Here is an 18,120-nt window from a genome sequence, read left to right on the forward strand (position 1 = left end):
CTGGCCCGTGCTCAGACCCGAAACCTGTGCGCTCGTCAGCAGGTTCACCGACAGCGTCGCCAGCTGCGACGTCGTCAGCGCGTTGAGCGCCGTCGAGGTCAGCGATTGCACTTGCGACGAGCTCAGCTGGCCGATGCCTGCCGAACCCAGCGCCTGCACTTCAGCCGTGTTCAGCGCGTTCAGGTCGGCCGTGCTGAGCTGTGCGACCTGGCTGGAAGTCAGCGCCTTGATGCCCGCCGAACCCAGGCCGTTCACGACCTGGTTCGTGCTCAGCGCCTTGATGTCGGCGCTATTGAGCGCATCAACCTGGGCCGAGGTGAGATTCGACAGTTGAGCCGTGCTCAAACTGGCGATCTGGAACGTCTGCAGCGTGCCGATCGCGTCGGTGCCAAGACCGACGATGGCGCTTGCATTGATCGCTGCGATCTGATTCGTCTTCAGCGCGTGGAGCGCCGAAGTGGACAGTCCCGCAAGTTGATCGGAGTGAAGCTGGTTGATCGCTGCGCTGCTAAGCGAAACGATCGCCGATGCACTGATCGCGTTGAGCTGGCCCGAACTGAGGCTGCTCATGTCCGCTGTTGTCAGTGCTGCGACATCGGCCGTAGTAAACGTCGCAAATTGCTGTGTTGACAGCTGCCCGACCTGCGTCGGTGATAGCGACGAGATGATCGAAGTCATGTTTTATTTTCCTTCCGATTGCATCCAGTGAGGTTCGCGTGTGGCCCAACTGCAGCCTTTGCCGCCGACAGTCACACCAAACCAAAAAGTGTCGGCCCTTTGTAAACAATGGCCACTGCCCAAGCTCTCAGCGCTAGAGTGCAGCCTCCGTGCATAACGGCACCGGCCAGGGCGAGTTAAGGGTTTGGAAGAAAAATTTGGTAAGAACTTCAGAATATTGGTAAGGATGTCGATGAGATGACCACTGCCGACAATTTGCATTGGAGCGGCGCAAACGTTTCAACAGAGAAAATCGATGCTTTCAGAGGGGAAACTGCATGACTGGCGGCCGTTCGGCGGCGATTGCCGAAGGCAAGCGCCATGCGATGCCAGGTCGATTCGACACGCTTTCGAAGGCGTGTTCGGCCCTGCCATTTCCGATATATTTGCTGCGGCCGCCCAAGCCGGGCGCGCAGGAACGCCGGCTTCAGGTCATTTTCGCGCCGTAAGTCTTACCAATTACCACCGCAGTAAGTAATACGTGTCGCCGCACGAGTCATCGATGACGGCAATGCGCAGTCACAACCTTACAGTTGAATAACGCGATCGATCATGCGCACTGGAATTGTCACAATACAAAAGAACCGGGCTCCCTGGATTCCGGAATGGATTGCGTTTCATCACCTGGCCGGTTTCAACCAATTTTATTTTTACGCCCACAACTGCACCGACGATACGGCGCAGGTATTGCAGACTTTGGGCCAGTTTTACGACATCAAGTCGTTCACGCTTACCACGGATCAAAATCACGTCCAGCTCAGCGCCTATCAACATGCCTATGAGAATTTCGGGCACGAGTGCGACTGGCTTGCGTTTATTGATGGGGACGAGTTTTTGTTTCCGGTTGCGGACCCAACGATCGGCGCGGCGCTCGACCGATTCAACTACGAGAGGATTTCCGCAATCGGCGCGTATTGGGCGTGCTTTGGAAGTTCAGGCCACGTTGTCGAACCCGCGGGCCTGATCGTCAAGAACTACCGACACCGGTTCGCCCTCGACGCGCCGGCCAACCGGCACGTCAAGAGCATCGTGAGAGGAAGGCAAAATACGTCGGTCGGTCCCAACGCCCACCTTTTCAACACGCCATACGGAACCGTCGATGAAAACATGCGGCCGGTAACCACGGGGGCGGCCCCTTACGATCCCACCCACCAGTATTTCCGGATCAATCACTACGCCTGCCAAAGCCTTGAGTTTTTCCGCAAATTCAAGCAGCGCTCAGGCGCGGCCGATGCAGGCCAGGCATTCGTCAGGCCCGATAGCTGGTGGACCGAATACGATCGCAACGACTGCTCCGACGCTTCGCTGGAGGCGTGGTACCCCCAACTGGAAGCCGAAGTTCAGCGCATCGGCTTCACTGATTTCGCCGGGCGATTTACGCCGCCTTCCGACGCTTGACCTTGGCTCGCGGAGCCGGCGGCGCTTGATCGGCTAACGGCTCGGCAACCGCTTTGACCACGTACTGAAACGCGATGGCGTCCTGCTTCGCCTGTTCCGGGTCGACGCCGGTCGCTTGAGCCATCTGACCAATGGCGGCCAGTACCTGAGGATCGGGCTGATGGAAGATGCGGGCGCGCATATCGACGACCTGGAATCCACTCGAGTGGAACAGATCGATCAGCGTTAGCCGCGTGAACCAGCGAATATGCGTACGGTCCAGCAGCCCCAAGTCCTGATAGATGAACCGGCCGGAGTTCAAGCAGGTCTGCAGACTCCAGTTCTGTGCGTTCGGCACACAGGCGATCACCTCCACAGGACCGCTCGCGTTCTGCCTGATCTTCTTCAGAAGCTTCCACGGATCGTACAGGTGCTCGAGCGCGTCGGCGAATACCCAGCTTTGGGCCGAGGAAAGGTCGCTGAAGGTCTCGTCGTCCAGCTTTTCGACGTTGCCGCAAATCACGTCCGTGCAATGGCGCCTGGATGCCTGCGCATATTCCTCGACAATTTCGATCCCGACGTAGCGGCAATCGGCGTTGATCTCGCGATAAGCGCGTGCCAGCGCGCCGCTGCTGGATCCGACCTCCGCCACGCAGGTGGCGTCCTTGCGCATCAAATGAAGGACATCGGCATTGTGAATGTCGTTAATCGGTGTTTGCTGGATGTCTTGAACGGGTTGCACCGCGAACCTCTCGTAGGAGCGACTGGATTGAATAGCGTGTGGGGACTAGGCCTGCGCCGCGCGCTGGGCAGCAAGACGATCGAGCAGACTGGCTCGCATCAGGAAAAAGGCCGTGAGGAATTCTGGATGCCCGGTTTCCGTGGCCGCGCGTTTGAGCGCGTCCATTGCGACGAGATCCAGGGCATTGCCCATTAGCGGAGAGTTGTATGAAAACGGCAGTTTCATTCCGTTGAAACTGCGCACTTTCCATTGCGGCTCAGTCCCGAGGATCAGTGAAGCGATTCGCTCGACGAGAAAAACCTTTGCCGGCGCAGCCTTGTGGTCGTATTTGACATCGCCGCTCAGCAGCCGGCCGAACTCGCTGGTTTCGTCCTCCGCGAGATTGAACAGAAGCTCGCATTTTTCCAGCCAGCGGCGCCAGAACGCCGGCTTCGCGACGAGGTAATTGCAGAAAATCGTGCTGGCTGTGCTCATGACGACGCCATCGACATCAACGCCCGGCGCGACCAGCGCGAGCGCCTGCTTGATGATTTCGTCGCTCCCGGCGTGCAGAAACTTCATCTGCTCGAAAACGTTTAGAAAAAGCGCAGAGTGATCGAAAAATGGCGAAAACGTCACGACATCGACGTCATCGTGAGTTTCCGCGAGAAATTGCATGACCTGCGCGGAACTCAAACCCGTCTTGCCGGCGAATTTGGGTGAAAGAAATCCGTAGCGCGTGTTTTCGTCGAGCGATTCGCGCATCAGAAAACGTCTGATCGGCCAGTATTCGTACCAGTCTGGCCGCTCTCCCGTGTTGTCGAGCGGGAGAAAGCCGGAATCGAGACCCGCGTAAGTTTCCGGAGAATAAAAGATCTGAAAGACGCGATTGTTCATTGCCCGCACGCTCGTCGCCGCGACCGACTCCTGCGGGACGGCTTCTTCCGGGGTGGCGTCCCCGCTCTGGGGGTGGATATCGGACATGGGCAAACTGGCGCTGTTCTGGATGCAATTGGGCTGCGGGGCAGTCTAAGGCATGCCCTTGCGCCGCAATCCTCCAAGCTGGCACCGAGTTCACCGGTAATTCATCGTTTGACGCCGCACCCATGCGCAAGCGCAAGCGAGCTTCCCCGGCAGGCCGGATAGCGGCAAATCTGAAGAGGGAAGCGACGGGCGGGAAAAGCGGTAGATTCTTGGCGCGCCCGGCTGGGATCGAACCAGCAACCCCTGCCTTCGGAGGGCAGTACTCTATCCATTGAGCTACGGGCGCATTGACTTGCTGGCGCCGCCGTTTGACCGAGGAACCCGGAAAAAGCAGCGCCGAAGAGAGACCGAGAGAATAACCGGTTTCGATTAAACCGTCCACCGCGCGGCCTGGCTGCAGGTTATTCGGGGTCATATTGCACGGCGACTATGCACAGGTGCGCTGCGTGGCCCCGCCAGCCCTCCCGCTTCGGGTAAACGCCCGCTGAACTACGCCCGCACACGCCCACCAGCCGGAAAACCTTCCGTCTATAATCGTCGGTGTTTGATCCGCCGCATGGCCATTGCCGTCCTGCTGTACCGCTCACCATAAAACCAACGGGAGTCGAGACAAGCATGAGCGAAGCACCCCACGGAGCCCCGATCAAAACGCCCGGCCAGCTGATCGCCGCTGTCATCGCCGGGTTTGCCGTCCCCATCGTCATCATCATTCTGCTCGCGTATTACGTCGACAACACGACGCGCACCGGCGCGGGCACCGACGAACTCTCGACCCAGCAGGTCGCCGCGCGCATCGCGCCCATCGCGCAAGTCAACGTGCGCGACGCGAACGCGCCGCGCGTCTACAAGACCGGCGAGCAGGTCTTCCAGGCTGTCTGTTCCGCATGTCACACGTCCGGCGCCGCTGGCGCACCGAAGTTCGGCAATTCGGGCGACTGGGCGCCGCGCATTGCGCAAGGCTTCGATACGCTGTGGAAAACGGCGCTTTCGGGCAAGGGCGCGATGCCCCCGCGCGGCGGCACGAATCCCGACGACTACAGCGACTACGAAATCGGCCTGGCCGTCGCCTATATGGCGAACCACGCCGGCGCGAACTTCCAGGACCCGCCCAAGCCCGCACCGGGCGCCGCCAATGCGGCCAATGCCGCTTCGGCCGCGCCTGCCGCTGCGCCGGTTGCAGAGGCATCGGGCGCCGATGCGAACGCGGCCCAGGCGCAAGCCGCCGCGGCGGCGATCGCGGCCATTCCGCAAGCGTCGTCGGCTGCTGCGGCAGGCGGCGACTCGCAAAGCGCCGACGCTTCGCAGGCGGGCAAGGCGCTCTATCAGCAGGTCTGCCAGGCGTGTCACGCCGCGGGCGTGCTGGGCGCGCCGAAGTTCGGAAACAAGGCCGACTGGGCGCCGCGTCTGAAGGACTCGATGGACACCGTCTACAACTATGCGCTGCACGGCAAGGGCCAGATGCCGCCGAAGGGTGGCTCGACCGCGTCGGACGCCGACGTGAAGGCCGCCGTCGACTACATGGTCAGCTCGGTGAAATAGGCCGTCGCAGCGCCAGCGCGCGCAACGATCCCCGCCCGTAGCGATACGGCGCGGGGATTTTTATATCCATCGATAGAAAGGCCGTCGCGCGTCAGCGTACGGGATGCGCAAATGCGAGCGCGAATTCGAACGCACCCGACGCGTCCTGCGCAAGCGCACCGTAACGCGCGGCGAGCTCCCCAGCAGCGAGCCACGGATAGCTCAACCCGTCTTGCAGCCGCTCGAGCCGCGCACCATCCGGGTCGTCGATCACGTCCATCCGCGCGATGTGAATGTGGAATGCCGATACGCGCGGCGCGGCGTCGTTCGCATCGAACGTCCAGCGATAGGTGCCGTGACCGATGCGCAGCGCGCCTGCCGCGTCCTCACGCATCACGACGAGCCAGGGCAGCGCATCGATCGTGCGCTCGCGAACAACGAGTGCATCGGCCGCACCAAGGTAGTACGTGCGGCAGCGCGAATAACGCTCACCGAAATCGCTGACCAGCGTCTTTGCGATCGCCTCTGCGCCAACGCTACGCGCCGGAAACGTGATATTCGGCGTGGCCAGCGAGAACGTCAGTTCTGCATCCGGTGCGAACGCTTCGTGAATCCGTGCGGGCTTCGTGTTGTCCTTCGCGTCGATATACGTCTCGAGCGCGTGACGGTAATGCGGCAATAGTGGGTTTTCCATCGGCGGCAGCGAGCGGAACAGGGGCGTTCACTCTACTGCCGCCCGCGTCCCAATAAACCAAACACCCGCTGCACGTCAGGGTCATCACCCCTTCTGCAACAACGCCTTCAAGCTCGCCAGCCGGTCCTTTGGCGTCATCGGCGCCTCTTCGGCGGTTGGCGGCGGCGCGTCGTCGAGGCCCATTTCCGGAATGAAGCGCGACGCCTCGCACACCACCGTCTCGCGCGCCCGCTTGCGCTTCTTGCACCAGTTCAGATGCAGGCTGCGCTGCGCACGCGTGATCGCCACGTACATGAGGCGGCGTTCTTCTTCGATGCGCCCTTCGTCGATCACGTCGTCTTCCGAGCCGCCGCGGTGCGGCATGATGCCCTCTTCCACGCCTACGAGGAACACGTGCGGATACTCGAGCCCCTTTGACGCGTGCACGGTCGAAAGCCGCACGGCGTCCGGGTCCTCTTCCTTGCCTTCGAGCATCGACATCAACGCGACAGTTTGAATGAGGCCCATGAGGTTCTTGCCGGTGTCGGCGAGACCGTCGGCGTTGTCGTAGCCGGTCGCCTCACTGTCTTCGCCGATCTCCTGCTCGGGCTTCGTGCCCTTGCGCTTGAGCCACTCCATGAATTCGAGCACGTTCTGCCACTTCGACTGCGCCTGGCGCTCGTCGAAGGCGTCGTACAGATACGCCTCGTAGTGAATCGCGTCCATGAGCTCGTCGAGCACGACGGTCGCCGGGTCTTTATGCGCGCGCTCGGCGAGGCGCTGCATGAAGTCGCAGAACACGCGCATCGGCTCGACCTGGCGCGCCGAAAGCCGCGCCTCGATACCGCCCATGTACACGGCCTCGAACAGCGACACCTTCGCCTGCCCCGCGAACGAACCGAGCGCTTCGAGCGTGGTGTTGCCCACGCCACGGCGCGGCGTGGTGATCGCGCGGATGAACGCGGGATCGTCATCGTGATTGGCGATCAGACGCAGGTAAGCGCAGATGTCCTTGATCTCGGCCTTGTCGAAGAACGACTGGCCGCCCGAGAGCACGTAGGGAATGCGCTCGCGGCGCAGCACCTGCTCGAAAATGCGCGCCTGAAAGTTGCCGCGATAAAGAATGGCGTAGTCGCGAAACTGCGCGCGCCGCTCGAACTTGTGCGCCGAAAGCCGGAACACGACCGACTCGGCCTCGTGCTCTTCGTCGTTGCAGGGCGTGACGGTGATGGTGTCGCCCATGCCGTGCTCGGACCAGAGCTTCTTTTCGAAGAGCTTCGGGTTGTTCGCAATGACGTTGTTCGCTGCCGTGAGAATGCGCACCGTCGAACGGTAGTTCTGCTCGAGCTTGATGACGTGCAGCTTCGGAAAGTCCTTGCCGAGCTGCGCGAGGTTTTCGAGCGTGGCGCCGCGCCAGCCGTAGATCGCCTGGTCGTCGTCGCCCACGGCCGTAAACGCCGCGCGCGGGCCCGCCAGCAGTTTCAGCAGCTCGTACTGGCAGGCGTTGGTGTCCTGGTACTCGTCGACGAGCAAATAGCGCAGCTTGTTCTGCCACCGGTCGCGCACCTGCTCGTTCTTCGCGAACAACTCGGCAGGCAGGCGGATCAGGTCGTCGAAGTCCACGGCCTGATAGGCGTGCAGCGTCGCCATGTAGTTGCGATACACGATGGCCGCCTGGTGCTCGTCCTCGTTCGAGGCCGTGGCCAGCGCCTGCTCGGGCATCACGAGACCGTTCTTCCAGAGCGAGACGATCGACTGGATCTTGCGGATGAAGCCTTTGTCCGTCGAGCCCACCTGTTCCTGGATCATGGCGAAGCAGTCGTCGGAATCCATGATCGAGAACTGCGGCTTCAGGCCCAGGTGTTCGGCTTCCTGGCGCAGGATCTGCACGCCCAGCGAGTGGAACGTGCAGACGGTGAGCTGGTTGGCCGGCACCTTGCGGCCTTCCTTGCCGGGCGTGGTGAGCGTCTTGCCTTCGAGCAGCTTGCCCACGCGCTCGCGCATTTCGGCGGCGGCCTTGTTGGTGAAGGTGACGGCGGCGATATGGCGCGGCTCGAAGCCTTTCGCTTCGATGAGGTGCGCGATCTTCTGCGTGATCACACGCGTCTTGCCACTGCCCGCGCCGGCGAGCACGAGACAGGGACCGTCGAGATAGCGCACCGCTTCGTTCTGGGCGGAATTGAGGCCTGCGGACATCGTTGCTGGATTGGAAAAACGGGTGGTACGGCTGGGATGCGGGAATTCGTGCCGCCGTGGCTTCGGGCAACAACCGCCGAAGCACGGCGAACCGCACGGCGCGAGGCGTGCGAACGTCGCAGCGGCCTCTCACGCGGGAGGTGCGATGTTAACACGGCCGGCGTTACGCCGATGCCGCCCCTCATGCTGTGCCACCTGGTCCCTTGCTTCGCCGCCCATCCGTCCCTCGCCGCGTTCCGCACGCTCTGCGCGCCGTGCCACAATAACGGGCTCCCGCCACCCGCACTCGCTGGAAAAAGGAAGCGCTAAATGACTGCACCGCTGCAAATCGGCCTGATGGGCTACGGCTTCGCCGGCCAGACCTTCCACGCCCCCGTGATCGCGCATAGCGGCGCCGCGCAGCTCGCGGCCATCGCAACGAGCCAGGGCGAGCGCGCCCAGGCCGACTATCCCGACGCCGCGATCGTGCCCGACCTCGACGCGCTGCTCTCGATCGACGCGATCGAATGCGTCGTGATCGCCACGCCCAACGACACGCACTACGAACTCGCGCGCCGCACGCTCGAGCGCGGCAAGCACGTGCTCGTCGACAAGCCGGTCACGCTCACTGCCGACGAGGCGCGCACGCTCGCGTCCATCGCGAAGCAGCGCGGCCTCGTGTTCGCGCCGTTCCACAACCGCCGCTGGGACGGCGACTTCCTCACCGTGCGCGAGCTGATCGCGCGCGGTGAACTCGGCCGCGTCACGCACTACGAATCGCATTTCGACCGCTTCCGCCCGCAAGTCAAGCAGCGCTGGCGCGAAGACGCCACGCGCGGCGGCGGCCTGCTCTACGATCTCGGCCCGCATTTGATCGACCAGACGCTCGCGCTCTTCGGCGCGCCCGAGTCGATCACCGCCTTCGTCCACACGCGCCGCGAAAACGCGAGCGCGCCGGACTACGTCCACCTCGTGCTGCGCTATCCGAGCCACGACGCCGTGCTGCACGCCAGCGCGCTCGCCGCGTACGCACCGCGTTTTGCGATTCATGGCACGCGCGGCAGCTATTTGAAGAACGGGCTCGACACCCAGGAAGATCAGCTCAAGGACGGCCTGCGTCCGGGCCAGCCCGGATTCGGCGCGGGCAACGAGGCCGGCCGCCTGCATGTGCTGCGCGACGACGGCCAGGAAGCCGATATCGAAGTGCCCAACGCAGCCGGCAATTACGCCGACCTGTACCGCGCGCTCGCTGCCGCGATCCGCGAGGGCAAGCCGTTCCCGGTGAGTCCGCAGGACGCCATTGACGTCATGGCGCTCATCGAGCTCGCCATGCAAAGCGCGCAGGAAGGCCGCACGCTGGCGTTCGCGCGCCGGTCCTGATCGCCCTGGCTTGCGCCTTCGGCGGCGGCGTCGACCTTGCATGGCGCCGACGCTGCTGAAAGGTCCACACAAATGGTTACATCTGGTTGCCGCTGCCGGGTCATCACGCGGCAATAGCCAGACGTTTGTAGACGTGCAGGCAAAAAGCTGCAACGACAAGACAAAGGAGAGTCTGAATGACCCGCTACACCCACGCGCTACGTTTTATCGCCGCTGGCGCGCTCGTCTCGACCCTCGCCGCGTGCGTGGTGAACCAGCCAGCGCCGCGCCCCGCGCCGCCTGGCCCCGCTGCGGGCCCAAGCGCGCACGAAGTCGCCGTCGATCGCCTGCATCAGGTCGATGGCCGTATCGACAACCTGGGCCATCGCATCGACATGCGCGTGAATCAGGGCTACTACCCGCCGCCGCAGGGCAACGCACTCCATCACCGCCTCGAAACGATCCGCGGTGAGGCGCACGACATGGCCGCACAGCATGGCGGAGGCATTTCGCCCGACGAGCAGCGCGTGCTGAACGAAGAACTCGACACGGCCGCCCGCGCCATCGGCGAGTAAGCATTACACGCGTTGGCGCCCCGGCCTGCAGGCACGGACCGCGCTCGCGGTTCGTGCACCGCTGCGGTCCACATTCGAACCGCCCCCGTTTTTAATCTGCGACGCACAACGCGTGCTGCCGCCGGGCGCAAGCCAATACCAACACGGCTCACGGCCCGCTACCCGCGCCGCACGCAGAATTCCGCATTGACATAGCCCCGAGGCGTCGCGCACAATCGCTGCGCGCGCCGGGAGAGCGCGCCGCTTGTCTTAGCTTGTTTTCGCTAGTGCAATCGGCGCCGCCGAAGGGGCAACCCACAAACTCTCAGGCAAAAGGACCGTGCGCGCCGGACCGCTGATTCGCCGTCTTTGCGCTTTTTGCGCGACATAACGCGAAGCAGCTAATTAGTCCGCAACTCTGGAGAGCGGCAGTAGAACGAACGGCGGCGGAAAATTTCCCCCAATGCGTTCAGGCTGCCCACCGAAGGGGCGCGCGCCAGCATCAACGGCGCAATCTCTCAGGTACCGAGGACAGAGGGGCCATGCAAGAACCGACCACGGGCATCGTGCCTGCGGCGCTTCCTGCATGGCCTTTTTCGTTTTCGCGCGACTATTCGCGACCGCCTGAGGCCCCATGACCGAACTCAAACGCACCCCGCTGAACGACACGCACCGCGCGCTGAACGCCCGCATGGTCGACTTCGGCGGCTGGGACATGCCCGTCAACTACGGCTCGCAGATCGACGAGCATCGCGCCGTGCGCACCGACGCCGGCATGTTCGACGTCTCGCATATGTGTGTCGTCGACTTTTCGGGCCCGAAGGCGCGCGAGTTCTTCTCCCGCGCGCTCGCCAACAACGTCGCCAAGCTCACCACGCCGGGTAAGGCGCTGTACTCGTGCATGCTGAACCCCGAAGGCGGCGTGATCGACGACCTGATCGTCTACTTCTTCGCCGACGACCAGTTCCGCACCGTCGTCAACGCCGGCACGGCCGAAAAAGACATCGCGTGGTTCGAAAAGCTCAACGCCGAAGGCGGCTTCGGCCTCACCATCACGCCGCGCCGCGATCTCGCGATCGTCGCCGTGCAGGGCCCGAACGCGCGTGAAAAGGTCTGGCAGGTCGCGCCCTCGTCGCGCAGCGCCACCGAAGCGCTCAAACCCTTCAACGCCGCGAAGATCGAAGCCACGCCGTTTGGCGAACTGATGATCGCGCGCACCGGCTACACCGGCGAAGACGGCTTCGAAATCGTGCTGCCCGACGCCGCCGTGTGCGAATTCTGGGACGCCCTGCAGCGCCAGGGTGTGAAGCCGTGCGGCCTCGGCGCGCGTGACACGCTGCGCCTCGAAGCGGGCATGAACCTCTACGGCCAGGACATGGACGACGGCGTCTCCCCGCTCGACGCCGGCCTCGCCTGGACCGTCGACATGAAGGAGCCGCGCGACTTCGTCGGCCGTGCGGTGCTGGAAGCGAACGGCTCGCGTTCGGCCTTCGTCGGCCTGATCCTGCAGAAGGAAAACGGCAAGGCCGGCGGCGTGCTGCGCGCGCACCAGAAAGTGCTCACGCCGCATGGCGAGGGTGAGGTCACGAGCGGCACGTTCTCGCCGAGCATGCAGGAATCCATCGCCTTCGCACGCGTGCCGCAAGGCGTGCAGCCGGGCGATGTCGTGCAGGTGCAGATCCGTGACAAAGCCCTTCCCGCAAGCGTGGTAAAACTGCCGTTCGTGCGCAACGGCAAGGTGCTCGCCGCCTGATCCGCGAGGATCCTGCCGCCGCGCACGCACTCCCCTTTCAAGCAACAAAAACCGAACCACGCACTGGAGCAACCATGAGCATCCCGGCCGATCTGAAATACACCGAATCGCACGAGTGGATCCGCACCGAAGCCGACGGCACGCTGACCATCGGCATCACCGACCACGCGCAGGAAGCGCTCGGCGACATCGTCTTCCTCGAGCTGCCGGAAGCCGGCCGCGCGGTCGCCGCTGGCGACGCCGTTGCCGTGATCGAGTCGGTCAAGGCCGCCTCGGACATCTACGCGCCGGTCGCTGGCGAGATCATCGAAGCCAACACGTCGCTCGTCGACACGCCCGACCAGGTGAACGGCGCGCCGTACGAGTCGTGGCTCTTCAAGATCAAGCCCGCCGCCGACGCCAAGCTCGACTCGCTGATCGACGCCGCCGCCTACGAAAAGGCGATCGGCGCGTAAATCTCAACCGCACCGGCGCGGCGGCGGACTTAGCCAGTTCCGTCGCCCGCGCCAGCAGTAAAACCCGGAACCCCTATGAAGCTCGAACACCCGGATCGTCTGATGAACTCCCCGCTCTCGCTTGCTGCGCTCGAAGCGCACGACGCTTTCGCCGCCCGCCACATTGGCCCCGACTCGGCCGACCAGCAGGCGATGCTCGACGCGCTCGGCTTCGCCTCGCGCGCCGCGCTGATCGATGCGGTGATTCCGGCGAAGATCCGCCGCACCGAGACGCTGCCGCTCGGGCCGTTCTCGCAGCCGCGCTCGGAAGCCGAGGCGCTCGCCGCCCTGCGCGCGCTCGCGGACAAGAACCAGGTGTTCCGCTCGTATATCGGGCAGGGCTACTACGACACGCACACGCCGGCCGTCATCCTGCGCAACGTGCTCGAAAACCCGGCGTGGTACACCGCGTACACGCCGTACCAGCCGGAAATCTCGCAGGGCCGCCTCGAAGCCCTGCTGAACTTCCAGCAAATGATCACTGACCTGACGGGCCTCGCGATCTCGAACGCATCGCTGCTCGACGAGGCCACGGCCGCCGCCGAAGCCATGACGCTCGTGCAGCGCGTGGGCAAGTCGAAGTCGAACGTGTTCTTTGTCGCCGACGACGTGCTCGCGCAGACCATCGAAGTCGTGAAGACGCGCGCGAAGCCGATCGGCATCGAGGTGAAGGTCGGTCCGGCCGCTGAAGCCGCTCAAGCGGGCGCCTTCGGCGTGCTGCTGCAGTATCCGGGCGTGAACGGCGACGTGCGCGACTACCGCGCGCTCGCGCAAGCCGTGCACGCCGCCGGCGGCGCGGTCATTGCCGCCGCCGACCTGCTCGCGCTCACCGTGCTCACGCCCCCGGGCGAATGGGGCGCGGACGTGGCCGTGGGCAACTCGCAGCGCTTTGGCGTGCCGATGGGCTTCGGCGGCCCGCACGCCGCATATCTCGCGGTGAAGGACGAATTCAAGCGCCAGATGCCGGGCCGTCTCGTCGGCGTGACCATCGACGCACAGGGCAACCCGGCCCTGCGCCTCGCGCTGCAAACGCGCGAACAGCACATCCGCCGCGAGAAGGCCACCTCGAACGTCTGCACGGCGCAAGCGCTGCTCGCGATCATGGCGAGCATGTACGCCGTCTACCATGGCCCGCAAGGCTTGAAGCGCATCGCGCAGCGCGTGAACCGCGTCGCCGCGATCCTCGCCGCGGGCGCGAAGCAACTGGGCTACACGCTCGTCAACGAAGCATTCTTCGACACGCTCACGTTCGAAGCGGGTCCGCGCACCCAGGCGCTGCACGACGCGGCGCTCGCGCGCGGCATGAACCTGCGCCACGTGAGCGAGACGCGTGTGGGCGTGAGCGTCGACGAAACCACCTCGCGCGCCGATCTGGCCGACCTGCTCGCCGTGTTCGCGCAAGGCGCGTTTGCCGGCGAAGTGCCTTCGCTCGACAAGCTCGACGCCGAACTCACGCAGAACGCCGCTTTGACGTTCCCGGCCGCGCTGGCGCGCGAAAGCGCGTACCTCACGCACCCGGTGTTCAACCGTCACCATTCGGAAACGGAAATGCTGCGCTACCTGCGCAGCCTGTCGGACAAGGACCTCGCGCTCGACCGCTCGATGATTCCGCTCGGCTCGTGCACGATGAAGCTCAACGCGACCTCGGAAATGCTGCCGGTCACGTGGCCCGAGTTCGGCCGCATCCACCCGTTCGCGCCGGCTGAGCAAACGGTCGGCTATCGCGAGATGGTCGATCAGCTCGAACAAATGCTCGTGGCCGCTACCGGCTACGCCGCCGTCTCGCTGCAGCCGAACGCGGGCTCGCAGGGCGAGTACGCGGGCCTGCTCATCATCCAGGCGTACCACGCCTCGCGTGGCGAAGCGCATCGCAACGTCTGCCTGATTCCCGCTTCGGCGCACGGCACGAACCCCGCTTCGGCGCAGATGGCCGGCATGCAGGTGGTCGTGGTTGCCTGCGACGCGCAAGGCAACATCGATATCGCCGACCTGAAGGCCAAGGCCGGGCAGCACGCGGCGAAGCTCGCGGCGATCATGATCACGTACCCCTCGACGCACGGCGTGTTCGAAGAGAACGTGCGCGAAGTCTGCGAAATCGTGCACGCGGCGGGCGGCCAGGTGTACGTGGACGGCGCGAACATGAACGCAATGGTCGGTCTCGCGGCGCCCGGCCAGTTCGGCGGCGACGTCTCGCACCTGAACCTGCACAAGACCTTCTGCATTCCGCACGGCGGCGGCGGCCCGGGCGTAGGTCCGGTCGCGGTTGGCGCGCACCTCGCGCAGTTCCTGCCGAACCAGCTTTCGTCGGGCTACAAGCGCGACGATCACGGCATCGGCGCGGTCAGCGCGGCGCCCTACGGCTCGGCTTCGATCCTGCCGATCTCGTGGATGTACATCGCCATGATGGGCGCGGCCAACCTGACCGCCGCGACCGAAAACGCGATCCTCAACGCGAACTACGTGGCAAACAAGCTCGCGGCGCACTTCCCGGTGCTCTACAGCGGCCCGGGCGGCCTGGTCGCGCACGAGTGCATTCTGGACCTGCGCCCCATCAAGGACGCGAGCGGCATCAGCGTGGACGACGTGGCCAAACGCCTGATGGACTACGGCTTCCACGCGCCGACCATGAGCTTCCCGGTGCCGGGCACGCTGATGGTCGAGCCGACCGAGTCGGAGTCGAAGGAAGAGCTGGACCGCTTCATCGACGCGATGGTTGCAATCCGTGAGGAAATCCGCGCCGTGGAAGAAGGCCGCGCGGACAAGGAGGACAACCCGCTGCGCCACGCGCCGCACACGGCTGCCGTCGTGGTCGCCGACGACTGGAAGCACGCCTACTCGCGCGAGCAGGCCGCATACCCGGTCGCGTCGCTCGTCGCGCGCAAGTACTGGCCGCCGGTTGGCCGCGCCGACAACGCGTATGGCGACCGCAACCTGTTCTGCTCGTGCGTGCCCGTTAGTGAATATGCCGACGAAACGGCAGGCGAATAAGCCTGGTCCCGGCCGCTGCGTTATCCCCGGATAACGCAGCGGCAGTCATCCCTCTCACATTTGCCGCCGCAAACCGCTAACATCACACACCTGTCAGCCTTGAATCAGGGAGTCGCGCATGGCGCGGAAGGTGGGAACGGATCTACTGCGGGTTCCACTGCGGGACTTGCCGCATACCGCAACGCGCAATTCGGTCCGGCAGACCCGGCACGCGCGCGGCACGTTGCAAAGCCGCCCGCAACGCGTTGCCGCCGCGCTGGCGTTCGCCTGCGCAACGCTTACCGGCACGTTCGCCGGCACAGCCCACGCGGCCATGAACTTCTGCGCGGCACCCGCGCTGCAATCGAGCGAGCGCACCAACGCCGACCCGGGCGTGAAGGCGCTCGTGGCCGAGGTGCTGACGCACGTGAACGACACGCCGCGTCCGCTGGCACGCCTTCACACCGAGGGCACGCTGCCGCACGAGGGCATCTACGATCAGAGCGTCGAGGCCGCGAAGGAACTCGACCTCATGCGCAACGCCGCGCTCGCGTGGCGCGCGACGAGCGACGAACGCTTTCTGAGGCTCGTGGACCGTTTTCTGCTCGCGTGGGTCACCACGTACAAGCCGAGCTTCAATCCGATCGACGAAACGCGCTTCGAAGGGCTGATACTCGCCTACGACATGACTGCGAGCGCGCTGCCTGTGAAAACGCGCAATGCGACCATGCAGTTCCTGAACAGCTTCGCGAACGGCTACATCGCGCAGATCGACGCGCAGCCGCGCCCGCTCAAGGGAACCTTCGCGAACAACTGGCAGAGTCATCGGGTCAAACTGGTCGCGATGATCGCGTTCACGCTCGACAACCGAAAAATGATCGCGACGGCGCAGCGGCTTTTCGTGGAGCATCTCGGCGACAACGTCGCGCCCGACGGCTCGACACTCGACTTCACCGAGCGCGACGCGCTGCACTACGTAACCTACGATCTGCAGCCGCTCGTGACGGCCGCGCTCGCCGCGCGACGCCACAACCGCAACTGGCTGACCGAGCGCGCGGCCAACGGCGCCACGCTCGCGGCTGCGCTCGATTGGCTCACGCCCTATGCGCTCGGCCAGAAAACGCACGAAGAATTCGTCCATTCGAACGTACCGTTCGACGCGAAGCGGCGCGAAGCGGGCCTGCCCGGCTACACCGGACAGTGGGACCCGAAGAACGCCGCGGAACTGTTTCACCTGGCCGCGCGGCTCGACGGCCGCTTTGCGCCAGTCGCGCTGAAACTCGCGCCCACGCCACCCGCGTGGCTCGCCGTCTGTCTGCCGTTGCCGGCGCGCTAACAAGCGCACGGGTTGCGGCGGCGGCACGGAACTAACGATGCCGCCAAAAGCGTCGCATCCCCACAAACGTCAGACAAGCAGGAGCAGTACCCATGGCAGTAAGCGTTTTCGATCTCTTCAAAGTCGGCATCGGGCCTTCGAGCTCGCACACGGTCGGGCCGATGCGCGCGGCGCTGATGTTCGCCGAAGGACTCGAGCGCGACGACCTGCTCGCGCGCACCGCCGCCGTGAAAGTCGAGCTGTACGGCTCGCTCGGCGCAACCGGCAAGGGCCACGGCACCGACCGCGGCGTCATGCTGGGCCTCATGGGCGATGCGCCCGACACCGTCGATCCCGACACCATCAACGCGCGCCTCGAAGCGGTGCGCACCTCGCGCCTGCTCGCGCTGCTAGGCCGTCATACGATCGGCTTCGTGCCGAAGGAGCATGTGGCGTTTTATCGCCAGGCGCTGCCCGAGCACCCGAACGGAATGAAGCTGCGCGCGCTCGACGCGACTGGCGAAACGCTGCGCGAGAGCACGTATCTCTCGGTGGGCGGCGGTTTCGTCGTCACGGCCGGCGCGCCGAACACGAAGGTGCTCGCCGCCGCGCAGCAATTGCCGCATCCGTTCACCACGGGCGCGCAGCTGCTCGCGCTGTGCGCCTCGACGGGCAAGAGCGTCGCGCAGTTGATGCTCGAAAACGAGCGTGTCTGGCATAGCGACGAGCAAATCCGCTCAGGTCTCCTGCGCATTTGGGACGTGATGCAGTCGTGCGTCTCGCGCGGTTGCGGCGTCAACAATCCCGACGCCGACGGCACGCTGCCCGGCCCCTTCGCCGTGAAGCGCCGCGCGCCGCAGCTGTATCGCGCGCTCACCAGCAACCCCGAACGCGCGCTGCAAGACCCGCTCTCGATGATCGACTGGATCAACCTGTACGCGATCGCCGTGAACGAGGAAAACGCCGCGGGCGCTCGCGTGGTGACCGCGCCGACCAACGGCGCAGCGGGCATCATCCCCGCCGTGCTGCACTACTACGTGCGCTTTACGCCTGGCGCGAACGAGCAAGGCGTGATCGACTTCCTGCTCACCGCAGCCGCCATCGGCATTCTCTACAAGCTCAACGCGTCGATCTCCGGCGCGGAAGTGGGCTGCCAGGGCGAAGTGGGCGTGGCCTGCTCGATGGCCGCGGGCGCGCTCGCAGCCGTCCTGGGCGGCACGCCGCTGCAAGTGGAAAACGCCGCCGAAATCGGCATGGAACACAACCTCGGCCTCACCTGCGATCCCGTTGGCGGCATGGTGCAGATTCCCTGCATCGAACGCAACGCCATGGCTTCCGTGAAGGCCGTAAACGCCGCGCGCATGGCGCTGCGCGGCGACGGCGCGCACTATGTCTCGCTCGACTCCGTCATCAAGACGATGCGCGAGACCGGCGCCGACATGAAAACGAAGTACAAGGAGACCTCGCGCGGCGGCCTCGCGGTGAACATCGTCGAGTGCTGATGCGTTAAAGC

The 18,120-nt window shown here is 64.6% G+C and carries 13 protein-coding genes, 1 tRNA gene, 1 pseudogene and 2 riboswitches; of the genes and pseudogenes, 9 read left to right on the forward strand and 6 right to left on the reverse strand.

The genetic code is table 11. The annotated features are described in order from the left end of the window. Window positions 1-570 (reverse strand): annotated as a pseudogene (locus U5A65_RS15165) (heme utilization protein); the annotation flags it as partial. Window positions 571-1,269: 699 nt separating this feature from the next. Here U5A65_RS15165 and U5A65_RS15170 point away from each other — a divergent pair. Further along, window positions 1,270-2,115: a glycosyltransferase family 2 protein gene (locus U5A65_RS15170; RefSeq protein WP_321907118.1), complete on the forward strand. Its 846-nt coding sequence runs from the start codon at window positions 1,270-1,272 to the stop codon at window positions 2,113-2,115. Here the strand turns inward: U5A65_RS15170 and U5A65_RS15175 are convergent. The 3 genes from U5A65_RS15175 to U5A65_RS15185 all read right to left on the reverse strand — a co-directional run bounded on the left by U5A65_RS15175 (window position 2,093) and on the right by U5A65_RS15185 (window position 4,085). After that, window positions 2,093-2,836: a class I SAM-dependent methyltransferase gene (locus U5A65_RS15175; protein ID WP_321946744.1), complete on the reverse strand. Its 744-nt coding sequence runs from the start codon at window positions 2,834-2,836 to the stop codon at window positions 2,093-2,095. The two genes, U5A65_RS15170 and U5A65_RS15175, sit on opposite strands and share 23 nt — an antisense overlap. 45 nt (window positions 2,837-2,881) lie before the next feature. After that, window positions 2,882-3,799: a hypothetical protein gene (locus tag U5A65_RS15180; RefSeq protein WP_321907121.1), complete on the reverse strand. Its 918-nt coding sequence runs from the start codon at window positions 3,797-3,799 to the stop codon at window positions 2,882-2,884. 210 nt (window positions 3,800-4,009) lie between these two features. Next, window positions 4,010-4,085 (reverse strand) — tRNA-Arg (locus U5A65_RS15185). A gap of 329 nt (window positions 4,086-4,414) precedes the next feature. Between U5A65_RS15185 and U5A65_RS15190 the strand changes: the two genes are divergently transcribed. Further along, window positions 4,415-5,338 (forward strand): c-type cytochrome, encoded by a 924-nt coding sequence (locus U5A65_RS15190; protein ID WP_321946745.1) that lies wholly within the window; start codon window positions 4,415-4,417, stop codon window positions 5,336-5,338. 91 nt (window positions 5,339-5,429) lie between these two features. Here U5A65_RS15190 and U5A65_RS15195 read toward each other — a convergent pair whose 3' ends face one another. Both U5A65_RS15195 and U5A65_RS15200 read right to left on the reverse strand, forming a co-directional pair. Beyond that, window positions 5,430-6,011, reverse strand: a complete 582-nt coding sequence (locus U5A65_RS15195) for a hypothetical protein (protein ID WP_321946746.1) — start codon at window positions 6,009-6,011, stop codon at window positions 5,430-5,432. 84 nt (window positions 6,012-6,095) lie between these two features. Beyond that, the gene (locus U5A65_RS15200) at window positions 6,096-8,186 is read right to left on the reverse strand and encodes a UvrD-helicase domain-containing protein (protein WP_321907146.1); all 2,091 of its coding nucleotides are present in this window, start codon (window positions 8,184-8,186) and stop codon (window positions 6,096-6,098) included. Between the two features lie 309 nt (window positions 8,187-8,495). Here U5A65_RS15200 and U5A65_RS15205 point away from each other — a divergent pair, with 309 nt between their 5' ends. From U5A65_RS15205 to U5A65_RS15235, 7 genes are all read left to right on the forward strand, one after another. After that, a complete protein-coding gene (locus tag U5A65_RS15205; protein ID WP_321907147.1) occupies window positions 8,496-9,545 on the forward strand; it encodes an oxidoreductase in 1,050 nt (349 codons plus the stop codon). Between the two features lie 176 nt (window positions 9,546-9,721). Continuing rightward, window positions 9,722-10,099, forward strand: coding sequence for a hypothetical protein (locus U5A65_RS15210; protein ID WP_321907149.1), 378 nt, complete (start codon window positions 9,722-9,724; stop codon window positions 10,097-10,099). A gap of 218 nt (window positions 10,100-10,317) precedes the next feature. After that, window positions 10,318-10,428: riboswitch (glycine riboswitch) on the forward strand. Between the two features lie 58 nt (window positions 10,429-10,486). Further along, window positions 10,487-10,623, forward strand: a riboswitch (glycine riboswitch). 89 nt (window positions 10,624-10,712) lie between these two features. Beyond that, on the forward strand, window positions 10,713-11,831 hold the full coding sequence (gene gcvT / locus U5A65_RS15215; RefSeq protein WP_321946747.1) for a glycine cleavage system aminomethyltransferase GcvT: 1,119 nt from the start codon (window positions 10,713-10,715) through the stop codon (window positions 11,829-11,831). Between the two features lie 74 nt (window positions 11,832-11,905). Then, entirely contained in the window at window positions 11,906-12,286 is a 381-nt protein-coding gene (gene gcvH / locus U5A65_RS15220) for a glycine cleavage system protein GcvH (RefSeq protein WP_321907153.1), read from the forward strand. Window positions 12,287-12,361: 75 nt separating this feature from the next. Next, on the forward strand, window positions 12,362-15,313 hold the full coding sequence (gcvP, locus tag U5A65_RS15225; protein ID WP_321946748.1) for an aminomethyl-transferring glycine dehydrogenase: 2,952 nt from the start codon (window positions 12,362-12,364) through the stop codon (window positions 15,311-15,313). 313 nt (window positions 15,314-15,626) lie between these two features. Further along, window positions 15,627-16,628 carry an alginate lyase family protein gene (locus U5A65_RS15230; RefSeq protein ID WP_321907782.1) on the forward strand — a complete coding sequence of 334 codons (1,002 nt, stop codon included), beginning with the start codon at window positions 15,627-15,629 and terminating at the stop codon, window positions 16,626-16,628. A gap of 92 nt (window positions 16,629-16,720) precedes the next feature. Beyond that, window positions 16,721-18,109, forward strand: coding sequence for an L-serine ammonia-lyase (locus tag U5A65_RS15235; RefSeq protein ID WP_321907155.1), 1,389 nt, complete (start codon window positions 16,721-16,723; stop codon window positions 18,107-18,109). The last annotated feature ends 11 nt before the right edge of the window (window positions 18,110-18,120 follow it).

This window comes from Paraburkholderia sp. J10-1 (assembly GCF_905220165.1).
GTDB lineage: Bacteria > Pseudomonadota > Gammaproteobacteria > Burkholderiales > Burkholderiaceae > Paraburkholderia.

Bases quoted from the DNA above. Each gene is read 5' to 3' on its own strand.
- U5A65_RS15195 (WP_321946746.1), bottom strand. From the start codon at position 6,011: ATGGAAAACCCACTATTGCCGCATTACCGTCACGCGCTCGAGACGTAT.
- U5A65_RS15235 (WP_321907155.1), top strand. From the start codon at position 16,721: ATGGCAGTAAGCGTTTTCGATCTCTTCAAAGTCGGCATCGGGCCTTCG.
- gcvP (WP_321946748.1), top strand. From the start codon at position 12,362: ATGAAGCTCGAACACCCGGATCGTCTGATGAACTCCCCGCTCTCGCTT.
- U5A65_RS15170 (WP_321907118.1), top strand. From the start codon at position 1,270: ATGCGCACTGGAATTGTCACAATACAAAAGAACCGGGCTCCCTGGATT.
- U5A65_RS15210 (WP_321907149.1), top strand. From the start codon at position 9,722: ATGACCCGCTACACCCACGCGCTACGTTTTATCGCCGCTGGCGCGCTC.
- U5A65_RS15230 (WP_321907782.1), top strand. From the start codon at position 15,627: ATGAACTTCTGCGCGGCACCCGCGCTGCAATCGAGCGAGCGCACCAAC.
- U5A65_RS15190 (WP_321946745.1), top strand. From the start codon at position 4,415: ATGAGCGAAGCACCCCACGGAGCCCCGATCAAAACGCCCGGCCAGCTG.
- U5A65_RS15180 (WP_321907121.1), bottom strand. From the start codon at position 3,799: ATGTCCGATATCCACCCCCAGAGCGGGGACGCCACCCCGGAAGAAGCC.
- U5A65_RS15205 (WP_321907147.1), top strand. From the start codon at position 8,496: ATGACTGCACCGCTGCAAATCGGCCTGATGGGCTACGGCTTCGCCGGC.
- gcvH (WP_321907153.1), top strand. From the start codon at position 11,906: ATGAGCATCCCGGCCGATCTGAAATACACCGAATCGCACGAGTGGATC.
- gcvT (WP_321946747.1), top strand. From the start codon at position 10,713: ATGACCGAACTCAAACGCACCCCGCTGAACGACACGCACCGCGCGCTG.
- U5A65_RS15200 (WP_321907146.1), bottom strand. From the start codon at position 8,186: ATGTCCGCAGGCCTCAATTCCGCCCAGAACGAAGCGGTGCGCTATCTC.